Source organism: Prochlorococcus marinus XMU1405 (assembly GCF_017696275.1).
GTDB classification, from domain to species: domain Bacteria; phylum Cyanobacteriota; class Cyanobacteriia; order PCC-6307; family Cyanobiaceae; genus Prochlorococcus_A; species Prochlorococcus_A marinus_AB.
Genome location: NZ_JAAORF010000002.1, coordinates 41,769 through 55,565, shown reverse-complemented (window position 1 = coordinate 55,565; position 13,797 = coordinate 41,769). Strand labels below are relative to the sequence as shown.

At 29.8% G+C, this 13,797-nt stretch carries 18 protein-coding genes; 6 read left to right on the top strand and 12 right to left on the bottom strand.

Features of this window, described 5'->3' with window-relative positions:
• From HA148_RS03765 to HA148_RS03750, 4 genes are all read left to right on the top strand, one after another.
• Positions 1-1,638 carry an ATP-dependent DNA ligase gene (locus HA148_RS03765; RefSeq protein WP_209130349.1) on the top strand — a complete coding sequence of 546 codons (1,638 nt, stop codon included), beginning with the start codon at positions 1-3 and terminating at the stop codon, positions 1,636-1,638.
• Positions 1,638-4,124: a ligase-associated DNA damage response DEXH box helicase gene (locus tag HA148_RS03760; protein ID WP_209130347.1), complete on the top strand. Its 2,487-nt coding sequence runs from the start codon at positions 1,638-1,640 to the stop codon at positions 4,122-4,124. The genes HA148_RS03765 and HA148_RS03760 overlap by 1 nt, the downstream gene beginning before the upstream one ends.
• Complete coding sequence (gene pdeM / locus HA148_RS03755; RefSeq protein ID WP_209130344.1) at positions 4,125-4,775, top strand: ligase-associated DNA damage response endonuclease PdeM; 651 nt, start codon at positions 4,125-4,127, stop codon at positions 4,773-4,775.
• Between the two features lie 207 nt (positions 4,776-4,982).
• Positions 4,983-5,285 carry a hypothetical protein gene (locus tag HA148_RS03750; RefSeq protein ID WP_209130342.1) on the top strand — a complete coding sequence of 101 codons (303 nt, stop codon included), beginning with the start codon at positions 4,983-4,985 and terminating at the stop codon, positions 5,283-5,285.
• A gap of 183 nt (positions 5,286-5,468) precedes the next feature.
• Here HA148_RS03750 and HA148_RS03745 read toward each other — a convergent pair whose 3' ends face one another.
• From HA148_RS03745 to HA148_RS03705, 10 genes are all read right to left on the bottom strand, one after another.
• Positions 5,469-5,615 (bottom strand): hypothetical protein, encoded by a 147-nt coding sequence (locus tag HA148_RS03745; RefSeq protein WP_002808068.1) that lies wholly within the window; start codon positions 5,613-5,615, stop codon positions 5,469-5,471.
• Between the two features lie 393 nt (positions 5,616-6,008).
• Positions 6,009-6,818, bottom strand: a complete 810-nt coding sequence (pstB, locus tag HA148_RS03740; RefSeq protein WP_209130340.1) for a phosphate ABC transporter ATP-binding protein PstB — start codon at positions 6,816-6,818, stop codon at positions 6,009-6,011.
• Positions 6,819-7,712 (bottom strand): phosphate ABC transporter permease PstA, encoded by an 894-nt coding sequence (pstA, locus tag HA148_RS03735; RefSeq protein WP_209130338.1) that lies wholly within the window; start codon positions 7,710-7,712, stop codon positions 6,819-6,821.
• Positions 7,713-7,718: 6 nt separating this feature from the next.
• Entirely contained in the window at positions 7,719-8,666 is a 948-nt protein-coding gene (pstC, locus tag HA148_RS03730) for a phosphate ABC transporter permease subunit PstC (protein ID WP_209130336.1), read from the bottom strand.
• Between the two features lie 93 nt (positions 8,667-8,759).
• Positions 8,760-8,966, bottom strand: a complete 207-nt coding sequence (locus tag HA148_RS09570; protein ID WP_245152008.1) for a hypothetical protein — start codon at positions 8,964-8,966, stop codon at positions 8,760-8,762.
• A gap of 117 nt (positions 8,967-9,083) precedes the next feature.
• Positions 9,084-9,437 (bottom strand): c-type cytochrome, encoded by a 354-nt coding sequence (locus HA148_RS03720; RefSeq protein ID WP_209130334.1) that lies wholly within the window; start codon positions 9,435-9,437, stop codon positions 9,084-9,086.
• Between the two features lie 54 nt (positions 9,438-9,491).
• The gene (locus tag HA148_RS03715) at positions 9,492-10,547 is read right to left on the bottom strand and encodes a potassium channel family protein (protein ID WP_011376270.1); all 1,056 of its coding nucleotides are present in this window, start codon (positions 10,545-10,547) and stop codon (positions 9,492-9,494) included.
• A gap of 183 nt (positions 10,548-10,730) precedes the next feature.
• The gene (locus HA148_RS09610) at positions 10,731-10,862 is read right to left on the bottom strand and encodes a hypothetical protein (protein ID WP_257471501.1); all 132 of its coding nucleotides are present in this window, start codon (positions 10,860-10,862) and stop codon (positions 10,731-10,733) included.
• Between the two features lie 77 nt (positions 10,863-10,939).
• Complete coding sequence (locus tag HA148_RS03710; RefSeq protein ID WP_209130332.1) at positions 10,940-11,293, bottom strand: DUF1499 domain-containing protein; 354 nt, start codon at positions 11,291-11,293, stop codon at positions 10,940-10,942.
• Positions 11,294-11,648: 355 nt separating this feature from the next.
• Positions 11,649-12,032, bottom strand: coding sequence for a DUP family protein (locus HA148_RS03705; protein ID WP_209130330.1), 384 nt, complete (start codon positions 12,030-12,032; stop codon positions 11,649-11,651).
• 283 nt (positions 12,033-12,315) lie between these two features.
• Between HA148_RS03705 and HA148_RS03700 the strand changes: the two genes are divergently transcribed.
• A complete protein-coding gene (locus HA148_RS03700; RefSeq protein ID WP_011818215.1) occupies positions 12,316-12,627 on the top strand; it encodes a DUF3303 domain-containing protein in 312 nt (103 codons plus the stop codon).
• Between the two features lie 96 nt (positions 12,628-12,723).
• A complete protein-coding gene (locus HA148_RS03695) occupies positions 12,724-12,915 on the top strand; it encodes a hypothetical protein (protein ID WP_025893100.1) in 192 nt (63 codons plus the stop codon).
• A gap of 20 nt (positions 12,916-12,935) precedes the next feature.
• On the opposite strand, the gene HA148_RS03690 is transcribed toward HA148_RS03695, so the two are convergent.
• Positions 12,936-13,178 (bottom strand): hypothetical protein, encoded by a 243-nt coding sequence (locus tag HA148_RS03690; RefSeq protein WP_209130328.1) that lies wholly within the window; start codon positions 13,176-13,178, stop codon positions 12,936-12,938.
• Between the two features lie 21 nt (positions 13,179-13,199).
• Positions 13,200-13,436 carry a hypothetical protein gene (locus HA148_RS03685; RefSeq protein ID WP_209130326.1) on the bottom strand — a complete coding sequence of 79 codons (237 nt, stop codon included), beginning with the start codon at positions 13,434-13,436 and terminating at the stop codon, positions 13,200-13,202.
• Between the last annotated feature and the right edge of the window lie 361 nt (positions 13,437-13,797).

Here is a 13,797-nt window from a genome sequence, read left to right as displayed (position 1 = left end):
ATGAGCTTAAAAAAGTTTTCAGAATTATTTGGCGATCTAGATTCAATTAATAGTACAAATAATAAAATTGAAGTTTTAAAGAATTATTTTTTATCTAATGATCCAATAGATAATTCATGGGCAATATATTTACTAACTGGAAAAAGTAATAAGAGATTCATTAGTGGAAGGTATTTAAAAAATCTTTTTTCTCAAATATATGAATATCCTCAATGGTTAATTGATACATGTTATTTAAAAGTTGGTGATTCTGCTGAGGTAATAACGTTATTACTTAAAAATAAAACTAATTCTAGAAAAAAGAAATTATCAAATATAAGCCTCAATGAATTATTAAGCGAAACAATACCTGCATTATCAAAACTTAATGAGGAGGAGAAAAATTTAGAAATTAAAAATCTTTGGGAAACATTACCAGAAGATAATCATCTAATATTTAATAAAATTCTTACAGGAACTTTTAGAGTAGGAGTCTCTATCGGATTAATCACAAAATCAATATCAAAACTAATTAATATTGAGGAAGAGATTATTTCTCATAGATTGATGGGTGATTTTAAACCTTCAGTTGATTCATATGAATTTTTAATTAAAAAGAATATCAATCTTCAAGAGTTAAATTCAAAACCATTTCCATTTCTTCTAGCAAATACTATTGAAGATAAAATCTTCAAAAATTCAATAAATGATTTTCAATTTGAATGGAAATACGACGGTATAAGGATGCAATTAATTAAAAGATCAGGCAATGTTTCGTTATGGACAAGAGGGCAAGAATTAGTAAATGAATCTTTCCCAGAATTAGTAGAGAAAATTTCATATATAAAAGATGATTTTGTTCTTGATGGGGAATTATTAGTTTGGAATTTTAAAGAACAAATTGCCTTTGATTTTGCTTTACTTCAAAAAAGAATAAATAGAAAATCTCCCACTAGATCAATACAAATAAAATATCCAATTATTTTTATTGCTTATGATCTTTTAGAAATTAATGGGAGAGATATAAGAGAAATTAAATTACAAAATAGAAGAATTAAGCTAGAAAAATATTTTTCAAAATGGCAAATTAAAACTGAGAATAATATCTCTGATATTTTCAAAATATGTGATTTAATCTTTCCTAAAGATTGGCCTGATGCTTTAACTTATAAAGAAAAATCTCGAGAAAATAATACTGAAGGGTTAATAATTAAGAAAAAAACTTCTATATACTCTTCTGGAAGAAAGAAAGGTATTTGGTGGAAATATAAAGTTAATCCTATGCAACTGGATGCTGTTCTAATTTACGCTAAGGGCGGCAGCGGTAGAAGAGCTGGTCTGTATACAGATTACAGTTTTGCATTATGGAAAGACAAAGAATTAATTAAATTTGCAAGTGCATATTCTGGTTTAACCAATATTGAGATTAAAGAGCTAGATAAATGGATAAGAAAAAATACAATAGAAAAATTTGGTCCTGTTCGATCGTTAAAACCAGAAATGGTATTCGAAATATCTTTTGAGAAAATACAAATTTCTAAACGTCATAAGTCAGGCATAGCAGTACGATTTCCAAGAATTACTAAATGGAGAAAAGATAAAAAAATTAATGATGCAGATAGCCTAGAGAATGCTTATGAACTAATGAAAAAAATATAATGAAAAATATTGCGAAAAATAATAAGCAAAATAATTTAATTTTTAAAATTAAACAGTTTTTCTCCACAAATGGATGGGAGCCACTACCCTATCAGATCGAATCTTGGGAAGCATTTTTAAATGGAGAGAGTGGAATAATACAAGTTCCTACTGGATGCGGCAAAACTTATGCTGCATTAATGGGACCTCTATCAAAGATAGAAGATCCCAAAAATAATAAAAGTGTGAATATATTATTAATAACTCCTTTAAAAGCACTAAGTAGAGATTTAAAAAAATCCATACAATTAGCAGCTTTGCATTTTAATAAAGAAATCACTGTTGAAATTAGGAACGGCGATACAACCCCATATGAAAAGAAAAAGCAACTAGCTAAACCACCTAATATTCTTATTACCACTCCAGAGTCTTTATCTCTTTTACTTTCTAATAAAGAATCTAATAATCTGTTCAAGGAGTTGTCATCAATAATTATTGATGAATGGCATGAATTGATGGGTAGTAAAAGAGGAAACCAGTGCGAGTTATCTTTAAGTTGGCTAAGAGGTAATATAAAAAATTTACAAATTTGGGCAATGTCTGCAACTATTGGAAATATTGAAGAAGCAGCAAGAGCAATAGTTGGAATGAGCGCTATTAAACCCAAAATTGTAAGTACAAATATCCAAAAAGAGATAGAAATTATAAGCGTTTTGCCAGAGGAGGAAACGACTTTTCCATGGAGTGGCCATCTAGGAATCAGAAGTCATTCTTCACTTTTAAAAATCCTAGATAAAAATAAAAGCACCTTATTATTCACCAATACAAGAAACCAATCTGAAAGATGGTATCAATGTCTTAAATTTTTTCTGCCAGAGATGGAAGACAAAATCGCACTTCATCACGGCTCCCTCGATAAAGAAGATAGAAAAAGAGTTGAAGAAGGAGTTAAAGACGGATTAATAAAATGGGTAGTCTGCACCAGCTCTTTAGATTTGGGAGTTGACTTCCAACCTGTAGATCAAATAGTTCAAATTGGTAGTGCAAAGAATTTAGCTAGACTTATCCAAAGAGCGGGAAGAAGTGCTCATAGACCAGGCGGGAAATCAAAAATAATTTTTATGCCTACTAATTCTTTGGAGTTATTTGAGATTAGTGCAATGAGAAGAATAATAAAAAGTGGTATATCTGAGGAAATTAGACTTCCTGAATTATCTTATGATGTACTTCTTCAACATCTAATAAGTTTGGCATGCGGAAATGGCTTTGATCCGAAAATTGAGAAAGAAAGAATTAAAAGTTGTTGGAGTTATAGAAACTTAAAAGATCAAGATTGGAATTGGTGTCTTGACTTTTTGGAATATGGAGGAAAATGTCTTAGAGCATACCCAAAATATAAAAAGATAATTAAAGAAAAATCAAAAAATAATAATGAAAACTTTAAATATTTTGTTAAAGACAAATCTTTAATAAGAATACATAAGTTCAATATTGGGACAATAACAAGCGATAAATTTGTGAATGTTAAATATATGAAAGGGAAATCCTTAGGAAATTTAGAAGAGAATTTTGCCTCAAAATTAAATCCTGGAGATACCTTTTACTTTGCTGGTAAAATGCTTCAATTTATAAGAATCAGAGATATGATTTTATACGTTAAAAAATCAACAAAAAAAAGCTCTCTCATTCCTGCATGGGTTGGAGGTCAAATGGCAATTTCTGATCTACTTTGTGAAAGTTTGAGAAAAGAAATAGATATATGCAATGAATCAGAAAATTATTATTACTTGAACCCAGAACTAAATTCATTACGCCCAATATTGAAGAAACAACAGTTTCTTTCAAATATTCCAAAGAAAGATGAATTTCTTATAGAAATATACAAAACCAAGGATTTATCAAATCTTTTTGTTTTTACACTTGACGGCAAATTTGTAAATGAAGGAATTGCATTTCTATGGGCTTTAAGATTAGCAAAATTAAAACAAACTACATTTAGTATTGCTGCTAATGATTTTGGATTCAGCTTAACTACCTCAGAAGATTATGATTTTTCCATAATTAAAAAAGAAGCTGATTATTTTTTGGATAACAAAAAATTAGAGAAAGATCTAGAAAATGCAATTAATTTTTCAGAATTAACAAAACGTAGATTTAAAAATATTGCCCAGATAAGTGGACTAGTAAATCAAAATAATCCAACCAAAACAAAAACTTCTTCTCAACTTCAAATAAGTTCAAGTCTTTTCTACGATGTCTTCACTAAATATGAAGAAGGCCATCTTTTGATAAAACAATCGCATCAAGAAGTTAAAGAATATCAATTAGAAAATAAAAGAATATCTAAATCATTAGAAAGATTAAAAAATTTAAAAATGCTATTAAACGAGATAAGAACTCCAACTCCTTTTGCTTTTCCTTTATTAGTTGAAAGACTTAAAAATACTTTAAGCAATGAACCAATAGAAAAAAGAGTAGAAAAACTTATAAAAAAATATAGTGATTAAATGAAAAAAAGTTCTTTTAAATTTTGTTGGGAAGATACATTGTTAGAGATGCTTCCTTCAAGAGCGTTATTTCTACCGGAAACAAAAGAGTTATTAATATGCGATATTCATCTTGGGAAAGCTGAATATTTTCAGCAAAATGGTATACCTCTTACTAATAATTCAGATAAAAACAATTTTGCAAGAATAAAAAAAATAGTAAAAAAATATAGTCCTGAAAAGTTAATTATATTGGGAGATTTATTCCACAGCAAATATTCAATAGATAAAACTCTTCAAAAAACAGTTGAGGATCTTCCTGAACTACTAAAAACTAACGTTGAACTAGTCCTAGGAAATCACGATGTAGGTTGTGATATTAAAAATATAAAAATTTTTAATATTAGAAAAACTAAAAATATTACTTTTAGCCATGAGCCAGTTAATTCAGAAAACAAAAAAAACTTAAATATTTGTGGTCATTATCATCCAAAAATCAATATAAAAAATAATGGAGATCAATTATCATTTAGGTGCTTTGCAATGGATAAGAATAAAAATACTTTATTCTTGCCTGCATTTGGAGACTTAACAGGAGGCTATCCCTGCAAAAATTCATTTAAAAAATGGGCAATTATTTCTGAAGAAGAAATTGTGGAAATAAAATCCTAAGAATAATCCTATTGAAGTGAAATAAATTTTTCATTTAGATATACCAATTTATACTTAAAAGTCTCGTTTAGTTTTTTTATCAATTACTTTAAATTTATTAATTTATTTTTAAAAGTAAAAATAGAAAACATAAAACTTTATTCAGCTAATGCCCCTTTCTTTAGAAAGCAATCCACGTTATAAAAAAAATAAACACATTTTATAGAAATGAAAAAATTAATATCCTTGATTTTATTTCCATTTCTTGTGATCCCATTTGGGGCAAAAGCAAATGATAATTTTTCCGTTGAAATAGAGGCACTTACACTGGTAATGGAGCAATATAAGGAAGATAATGAATCAAGTGTTGAATTAGATATAGATGATAAAAAACCAAGTTACATGGCTCTTAAACAAGACGAATGCAATGCCACCGTTGAAGTTACAGAAAAAACAGGATTAGAGGTCGTAAATACTGAATCTTTTGATGTAAATGTCTGCTTAAAAGAAATCTATAAAGTAATCAACTAAATAATCAGGTTATAAAAATATAATAAAAACAAACAAATTAAAGAGGTCTTTTACTTAAAGAAGGTAAGACCTCGAGACCTAACAGAAAACTTTGGAACGGGTTCTGCTTACCCAATTAATAACTACAATGGAATTGCAAAGGTGTTATTAAAAGTACAAAACCTAAAATTATTTTTTAAATCTTTATTTCTTCTTTGATAATGTTTGTGATTCTTCTCTAGACATTAAAGCTTCGATTTGAGCAAGAACTTTTTGAAGTTCATCCGTTTTTGTAAGAGAGGCCTCTGCTACTTCTCTTAATTTTTCTAACTGTTCTTTAGTTTTATCCATGATAAATAAATTAGAAATTAACCACTCTTAAAAATGGTTTTGATACAGATTTGTCACTCCCACACAGATTCATATTCTCTCTTTTTTTTGTAAAGTCAAATAAATTTTCCTTAATTAAAGTTTTATGAGGACTTCCAATTAATTCTTTAATTATTAATGAAACCATAAAATTACCTGAAATAGAAATACTTCTAAATTATGAAGTAAATACAGGTAACCCTATTGTTGCAGTTGTTATGAGAGCACCTGCAAAAATCAAGAAAGGTAGAAAAGGGTAGTTTTTCAAAGATAAACTTACTAATTCGAAATAACTATATAGGTATTTATACTGTTTGTCTACCCCTAAGCTTTCTTGAAAGTAAAAATATTTCTTTTAAAGGTAAAAATTAAACATCAACCAAATTTACCAGATATGTATTCCTGAGTAATTTTTTCTTTGGGAGAATTAAAAATTTTCTTTGTCGAATTAAATTCTGCAAGATAACCAACTTTTCCTCCATCACCATCTTCATATTCAATTGCATTAAAAAATGCCGTCATATTGCTAACTCTTAAAGCCTGCTGCATATTATGGGTAACAATTATTATTGTGTAATTCTTCTTAAGTTCGTGCATCGTCTCCTCAATTTTTAAAGTCGAGATTGGATCTAATGCTGAACATGGTTCATCCATGAGAATTATTTCAGGTTCAATTGCTATGGTTCTTGCTATACATAGTCTTTGTTGTTGTCCGCCAGATAAAGAGTAACCACTATCATTTAATTTATCCTTACATTCATCCCATAAAGCAGCTTTTCTTAGTGAACTTTCCACTAATTCGTCCATATCTCCAGTAAAGCCATTAATTCTTGCCCCAAATGCAATATTTTCATAGATAGATTTAGGAAAAGGATTAGGTTGTTGAAAAACCATCCCAATTCTTCTTCTCACTTCAACTGGATCTACTCTTTTATCGTAAATATTAGTTCCATCAAAAAGGACAGTACCTTTTAATGAACAATTAGGAATCAAGTCGTTCATTCTATTTAATGACCTAAGAACAGTTGATTTACCGCAACCTGAAGGTCCAATAAGGGAGGTTATATCTCCTTTTTTGAAATTACAAAAAACATTTCTTACTGCTTCAAAAGTTCCATAGCTAATAGATACATTCTCAAGAGATAAAATGATATTCTTTGGTATTTTTTTAGTAGTTTTAATCATTTATACTCTCTTAGTTTTCTCAGTAAAAGCAGCTAATATCCTTGAAAATATATTTACTGATAGTATCGACAAAACAAGAATAAAGGAAGCTGCCCAGGCTAATTTATTTTGTGCATCATAAGGTTCAAGTGCAAAGTTGTATATCAATACAGCCAAAGAACCCATCTCATAAAACAAGTCTCCAAAGCCTGTTATGTAGTAATAAGAGAATAAAGCCGTAAATATCAAAGGTGCTGTTTCACCTGCAGCTCTTGCGATTCCAAGTACAACGCCAGTAGCAATAGACCTAAAGGCAGAAGGCAAAGTAACTTTCAATATAGTTGTATACATACTTGCTCCAACTCCAAGAGAAGCATATCTCAACTCATTAGGCACCAGCTTTAAACCTTCGTCAGTAGTCTTAATCACAGTGGGCAACATCAATATTGAAAGTGCCATTCCTCCTGCTAAGCCACTGTACATACTTCCAAATAAGATCTTTGTTGAAACAATTAAGGCATAAATAAATACACCGGCAATAATTGAAGGGACTCCCGCTAAAACATTTACTCCAAATCTAATAAACCTTGAAAAAGAACCACCTTTAGAATATTCAGCTAGATATATGCCACCGCCAACACCTACTGGTATTGCAATAATTGAAGCAATGGTAGTAATTATCAATGTCCCGATCAATGCAGGATTAATACCTCCTGCATCTAAATCATCTCCAGGAGGATTTGGTTCTAAAGTAAATAATTCTGGTGTGATTTGAGATCCACCTTTGATAAGAATATAAGTTACCAGAAAAATCAATGGAAGTATTGCAATCAATGCACAAATTACTGATAAAGAAGTAAAGAATTTATCTCCTATATTTCTGGATAATCTTTTCTGGTAATACAGTGAATTCATAATTATCTAATATTTGAGACTAAATTTCTTAACTAGCCACTGCGCAAAGATATTCACTACCAAAGAGAGGATCATAAGTACAAAAGCCGCATAAAACAGTGATGAAACCTGACTTCCATCAGCCTCACCAAACTGGTTTGCAAGCATTGAAGAAATGGTATATCCAGGAGATAAAAGAGACAAACTAAATGCATTGGAATTACCAATAATCATTGTGACAGCCATGGTTTCACCCATTGCCCTACCTAAAGCAAGAAGAACACCTGCCATAATTCCTGATAATGCAGCTGGCAAAATTACTGAAAATATTGTTTTCCATCTACTAGCTCCAATACCATAAGCTGCGTTTCTTAACTTTTTAGGAACCTGATTAAGTGAATCCCTTGCAATGGAGGTCACTATGGGCAAAAGCATTACTACTAAAATAAATATTGCTAACAATGAATTCCTACCTGTAGGTTCTGTACTGAATAAAGGTACCCAACCAAAGAAATTATGTAAAAAGACAAAAAAGGCTCTAAAAAAAGGTTCCATTACAAATATTGCCCAAAGTCCCAATACAACTGATGGAATTGCGGCTAATAATTCAACAAAAGAACCTATTATTTCTCTAAAAGCTTTCGGCACAAAGTCCTCGGTAATAAATATGGCAGTTCCAACACCCAAAGGGATAGTTATTAATAACGAAAGAAAAGAAGTTACCAATGTGCCATATATTGCAGTAAAAGCTCCGTATTCATCTTTTACTGGATTCCATTCAGAGGTTATGAGAAACTTCAATCCATACCTTGAAAAGGATTCGAATGACTGAAAAAAGACTACTAAAATTATTCCTAAAAGTATTATTGCTACGAAACTAGACAAGACTAGAGCAGTATTCTTGAAGATAATATCTATATTTTTTTCGATACCGAATCTTTTACGATTCTTGAAAAGAGTTAATTTCTCTTCCATTAAAAAAAGAATACCTCTTTAAATCTACTACTAAATGCTGTAAATGACTTTAAGAGGACTTAAAGGTATATGAAAGTCATGATAATTTGACATCTATTCAAAAATTGCCGCATCAGTAAATATTATCAATTCATCTCCAGATTTTTCTTCAATTGAAATTCCTTCAGACTCTAAATTTTTAACATAAACATTACCAATAAGTTTTAGAGATTTATCATCCTTATCAAAAGAAAGCTTGTCAGAATAAGCCTCAAAATTACCACTATTACTTTTAATGACTATATTTCCCTTAGCCTCCAAATCACCTTCTAAAGTATTTATTTGAGAATCAGATGTAATTTTGTAATTAGTTAATTCCTCAGCAAAAGAAAATTAAGCTAATAGAAATAAAAACGATGCCAGAAGCACGCTTTTCATTTACTCCCAACCCTTTTCTGCATTTTGAATAATCCATTGTGATAGAACCTTATCCTCACCATCCTTTAATTTATTTTTATAACCCTTCATAAACCCAATCCCATCATTAGCAATTTTTGTTATTGAATTTACATCTGCTATTCCTCTTTTTTCAAGGTCGGAAAGTTTTAATGATTTAGATCCTTTAAGAACAACTGATCCACCTCTTACATGGCAGCCTGCACAAACATTTCTAAAAACTGTTTCTCCATCTCTAATATCAGAAGCCATTAGATATCTATTTTGCACAGAGGTTTGAAAAATAATTATTAAAGTTATTACAGGAATTATGAATAGAAATTTAAATATTTTCATTTGATTTATTTGACCCAAAATTAATTTAGCTATTAATTCTTAATCTAAATCTATCTATTTTAATAACTCTACTGCTACAACAAGATTTCCTAATAATCCGTTCAAGATATTTAGTTGTTCTTTACTACCAAATGCTATTAAAACCTGACCTGGCTGAAGGATGAAATTACCGCCAGGATTTGTAAACAACTTTTCGTTTTCCTTAATGGCTAATATTTTCGCACCACTTTTTTTACCTATTCCTAGTTCAGAAAGTGATCTTTTCTCTGCAGTTTCAAAAAGACTAATATCATTACTTAATTCAAATTCTTCAATTTCACATTCACTTCCGGCGAGCAGATCAAGAAAGTCAATTGCAATTGGTCTTAGAGCCATTGATGCCATCGCTCTTCCTGCTGCAATATAAGGACTTACAACTATACTTGCCCCAGCCAATCTCAACTTACTTGCGGCTTCTTCCGTTCCAGCTCTTGCTATTACTCTTATAGAACTTCTTATCCCTTTAGCACTTAAAACTACATATAAATTTGCAGCGTCATTAGGCAAAGTAACAACCAAACTTTTACATTTTTCTAATCCTGCAAGTTTTAACGTCTCATCAAGAGTTGCATCAGCACAAAGTACTTCTAAACCATTTTCTTCAGCAATCTTTTTTCTATCTTCATCACTCTCAACAACAATAATTGGGATATTTTGTGTTTTTATTTGATTAGATATTTCCTGTCCTACCCTTCCATATCCGCACAAAATTACATGATTTTCCATTTTTCTAAGAAGTCTTTTAAAACGTAATTCGTTTACTCTTTGAAAATAGCCGGATTCGAATAATCTAACAGCTTTTTGAAAGGTAAATTGAATAAAGATCAATCCGCCAACGATTACTAAAACAGTTACGATCCTGCCTTCAGGACTTAAAGGTTGAACTTCTCCAAAACCAATAGTGGTTATTGTGATCAAAACCATCCATAAGCAATCACTCCATTCCCATCCCTCTGTTATTCGATAGCCAATTGCACCTAAAAAAAACAGAAAGAATAAAGAATAAATAAGACCAAACCAAGGCCTTAAATAGTCTTTAATAAAATAGAATTCAAATAATCTAAGCTTCATATCCCTTATTATCGTTAACTATTCAAAAATTTCAAAAAAATTTTCTATTATGTTCCTAAAACTATTTATTTGTTTAAGTGAAATACATATTGAGCAGGATAATAATATTTATTTTCGTAGCTGTATGCATTAAACAAATGATTACTGTCTCAGGTCTTTTTTAATGCTTCATTAAAAATAAATTCAAGGTTTTACTTGTACTGATTCAATAAGAAAATCAGAAGCTGCTTTTAACCAATCAGCGACTGTAAGACGAAGGTCCGGTTGAGAATATACAAGCGCGATAATAATTCCAACTAAGATTATCTTTAACATGGCAATTCAAATATTCTTATGAATTAAAGCACACCTATTTAGTAAAAAGAACCTTAAATTTATAAAAAATAGATTAATTAAAATTTTTCTAATTGATCAAACAAGTATTCAACTCTTCTTAAATTAACGCCTAAATCTGATTGCCCTAATCTTGCTGCAGATCTTATCTGAATAATTCCTTTTGATCTATCTACATAACTTCTTACATCAAGCTTTAAGATTTCAAGATCGTCAGGAAATCTAAAAATCAAGCTTCTACAAACACCTCTCCAATAATTCCTTCCACTTTCGATGACTTCTGTCCGAGGTAACCCTTCTGCCAGAGAAACAAGTTGAATAAATTTCTGATCAACATTTATTAATTTCTTTTCTATTAAGACACTATTTAATGGATTGGTTATTGGAGCAAGACCTTGAATGGAGGAAACCATATTTTATAAGAACGATGTAGATGTTCTAACCGATTTCACATACAAAGTGAGAGAAAAAAATCAAGAATTTTCCCATAAATTAGATCTCTTTATAAAAATTCCTTATTTTGTGATCAAAATTCTAGAATTTGAGATTTTTTATTGTTTTTTTTGATAAAGATGGTTGCCTACTTTGTTTACTATTTAGTTTCCTAACCCATAAAAAAACTCCCACAAACAAAAAAATTTCAATAATAATTCCAAGCTTTATAAGGCTCATTTTTTATCCTCCTTTTTCTTGTTGGTACCCTCTATGTATGGCACAAGAATATTTAATAACCACTTTTTAAATGAACTTAAAGGTTTCATAATCTATTTACTTGCCTTTTCTCCATAAACTCCTTCCTTTAATGAGATCCTCTATATTTGGCCAAGCTGCTATTAATTCTTTAAGTGCTTTTCTATTAGGAGTATAAAAAACACAAGACAATGCACTTGCTACATAAAGTATGAACCACAACTTACTTTCTGAATAAGCTAAAAACAAAGAGAAAAGAAAGCTTCCAATAAAGAAAAAGAAAAATGTCCTATTTAGTATTTCTAATGGAGTTCTTTTAAGTCTGTAAAATTTAATCTTTTTACTATCTTCTTCAGTATCTTTCTGAAATTTACTTTCGTATGAATTTATTATTTCTTCTTCTAGAACTTTTTCATACTCTAAATTATCAATTGGATCACTACTATCATTTTTATTTATCATTGGTATCTATACAGTAAAAATATGGTAACTAATTTAGGATATTTTAAAAAGTATCAAATTTTATCTGCTAACTGGAGCTATACGAACAGATCATGGTTTTGAAAATACCTCAAGATTGTCTTATTTATAAAAGATAAATTAGTCAAAATATTCTTTTTAATTTTCCCAAATCTTTCAGTCATTTAAAACAATCACTTCTATAAACTTAATAGCATTAATTAAATTGAGAAGCAATATCTAAATCTAGAGTTAAAATAGTTTAGAGATCTTAATAATAATCTATATGCAAAGGTATTTGATTTCCTACGAATTTACTGATGGTGAGGATCAAGAAGAAGGGGCAGAAATGCTAATTAATTGGTATGAATCAGGTGGTCCCCAAAACAGACCTGAAAACTATGAGGTTCATTCTTGGATTTTTATGGTTCAAAATGGGATTGGACATTCTGTAGTAAGTGCAGATTCTCTTGAGACAATTTGGAAGCAATGGCATCCCTGGAGAAGGTTAATGGATATAAGTATTCAGCCGTGTATGGATCTTGATGAGACAGTTGGATTATTCAAAAAACAAAAAATGAATACACGGATAGTCTAAAAGTATTTGACTTTCAAATATAGATTTCTTTTTAGTAGCACCTAATACTACATACATATCTCACTGCGTTAAAAAGGGAAAGATTACTTTTCCATGATGAATGATTCTTATCACATTTACTTCAAAGGAGAAATTCTTTTCAAGAATTTAAGTAAAGATGAATTTGAATTTGTTTGGGGAAAACTTTATACATCCTATATAAATGCCCTAAATAAAGAGCTAACCTACGAATTAATTAGCGAAAATAATATTATGGAGCCGGCCTTTAACCTTGAGCCATCTTACTAAATTAAGAACTAAATCCTATATTATGAATAAAACAAGAAAAGCTGTCTCTCTTTTATTTTTAGGTACTCTTTCTCTTCTTTAGTTATATCTATAGCAATTTTATTTGCCTCAATTCCGACATTCGAACTATAACTTTCAAAGTTCTCATCTCTTTTAAATAGGGCAACAATACCAATATCTGTTATGAACCAAATAAAATGATCAGTTTCTCCAATTGGCTCTTCTTTTAAAGAATCAATAATCAAATCACAAGTTGAATCCATTTAATTCATCTGAAAGGGGTTTTATTTGCCCCCATTGCAATACCTTACGGCCTCAGAATTGGTGCCACCATCTTCAATTATTTCCGCAACACATTTATTAAAAAGTTTAGATTCCTTTTTTACTGAACAGAATCCAAAAGCGATTGCAGCTAAAGCTATTGCCGATACGAAACTAGAACCAAGTTGTATAAAACCATAGGCAAACATAATGTTTTTCTTCCCAGAACTTTTTTTTAAATCTTTTTTTTCTTCTGTCATTTTAAATATTTAGCTTATACAAACATATTAGATTAATCTTTCGTTTGGGAAGTGTTGCCATAGAGAAAACCGAATTAAACAATTTTTAATCAGCTATGACAAAAATTAAAAATTTCAAGTTTAGATTGATTTTTCTTCACTTTAATTTTCAATTTGATACATGATGAAGAAAAAACGTTTTTAATTTTTTATCAACATGAGCTTCTGATATAGATATTTTGTCTTTTTTTAAAAGTAATGATCCCACAGTTATAACAACAGATTATGATACTTTTTAAACTATATTTTATTTTTTTTGATGAAGTATTAATACTTAAAAATTATTCCAGAAAAGCTTGTTTTGGGAATGCTCCCGAAGAGT

What these genes read in the sequence shown, in the direction of transcription:
- pstA (WP_209130338.1), bottom strand. Translation starts at nt 7,712, where the DNA reads ATGAATTCACTGTATTACCAGAAAAGATTATCCAGAAATATAGGAGAT.
- HA148_RS03700 (WP_011818215.1), top strand. Translation starts at nt 12,316, where the DNA reads ATGCAAAGGTATTTGATTTCCTACGAATTTACTGATGGTGAGGATCAA.
- HA148_RS03720 (WP_209130334.1), bottom strand. Translation starts at nt 9,437, where the DNA reads ATGAAAATATTTAAATTTCTATTCATAATTCCTGTAATAACTTTAATA.
- HA148_RS03685 (WP_209130326.1), bottom strand. Translation starts at nt 13,436, where the DNA reads ATGACAGAAGAAAAAAAAGATTTAAAAAAAAGTTCTGGGAAGAAAAAC.
- HA148_RS03715 (WP_011376270.1), bottom strand. Translation starts at nt 10,547, where the DNA reads ATGAAGCTTAGATTATTTGAATTCTATTTTATTAAAGACTATTTAAGG.
- HA148_RS03750 (WP_209130342.1), top strand. Translation starts at nt 4,983, where the DNA reads ATGAAAAAATTAATATCCTTGATTTTATTTCCATTTCTTGTGATCCCA.
- HA148_RS03745 (WP_002808068.1), bottom strand. Translation starts at nt 5,615, where the DNA reads ATGGATAAAACTAAAGAACAGTTAGAAAAATTAAGAGAAGTAGCAGAG.
- pstB (WP_209130340.1), bottom strand. Translation starts at nt 6,818, where the DNA reads ATGATTAAAACTACTAAAAAAATACCAAAGAATATCATTTTATCTCTT.
- HA148_RS03705 (WP_209130330.1), bottom strand. Translation starts at nt 12,032, where the DNA reads ATGATAAATAAAAATGATAGTAGTGATCCAATTGATAATTTAGAGTAT.
- pstC (WP_209130336.1), bottom strand. Translation starts at nt 8,666, where the DNA reads ATGGAAGAGAAATTAACTCTTTTCAAGAATCGTAAAAGATTCGGTATC.
- HA148_RS03690 (WP_209130328.1), bottom strand. Translation starts at nt 13,178, where the DNA reads ATGGATTCAACTTGTGATTTGATTATTGATTCTTTAAAAGAAGAGCCA.
- pdeM (WP_209130344.1), top strand. Translation starts at nt 4,125, where the DNA reads ATGAAAAAAAGTTCTTTTAAATTTTGTTGGGAAGATACATTGTTAGAG.
- HA148_RS03760 (WP_209130347.1), top strand. Translation starts at nt 1,638, where the DNA reads ATGAAAAATATTGCGAAAAATAATAAGCAAAATAATTTAATTTTTAAA.
- HA148_RS03765 (WP_209130349.1), top strand. Translation starts at nt 1, where the DNA reads ATGAGCTTAAAAAAGTTTTCAGAATTATTTGGCGATCTAGATTCAATT.
- HA148_RS03695 (WP_025893100.1), top strand. Translation starts at nt 12,724, where the DNA reads ATGAATGATTCTTATCACATTTACTTCAAAGGAGAAATTCTTTTCAAG.
- HA148_RS09610 (WP_257471501.1), bottom strand. Translation starts at nt 10,862, where the DNA reads ATGTTAAAGATAATCTTAGTTGGAATTATTATCGCGCTTGTATATTCT.
- HA148_RS03710 (WP_209130332.1), bottom strand. Translation starts at nt 11,293, where the DNA reads ATGGTTTCCTCCATTCAAGGTCTTGCTCCAATAACCAATCCATTAAAT.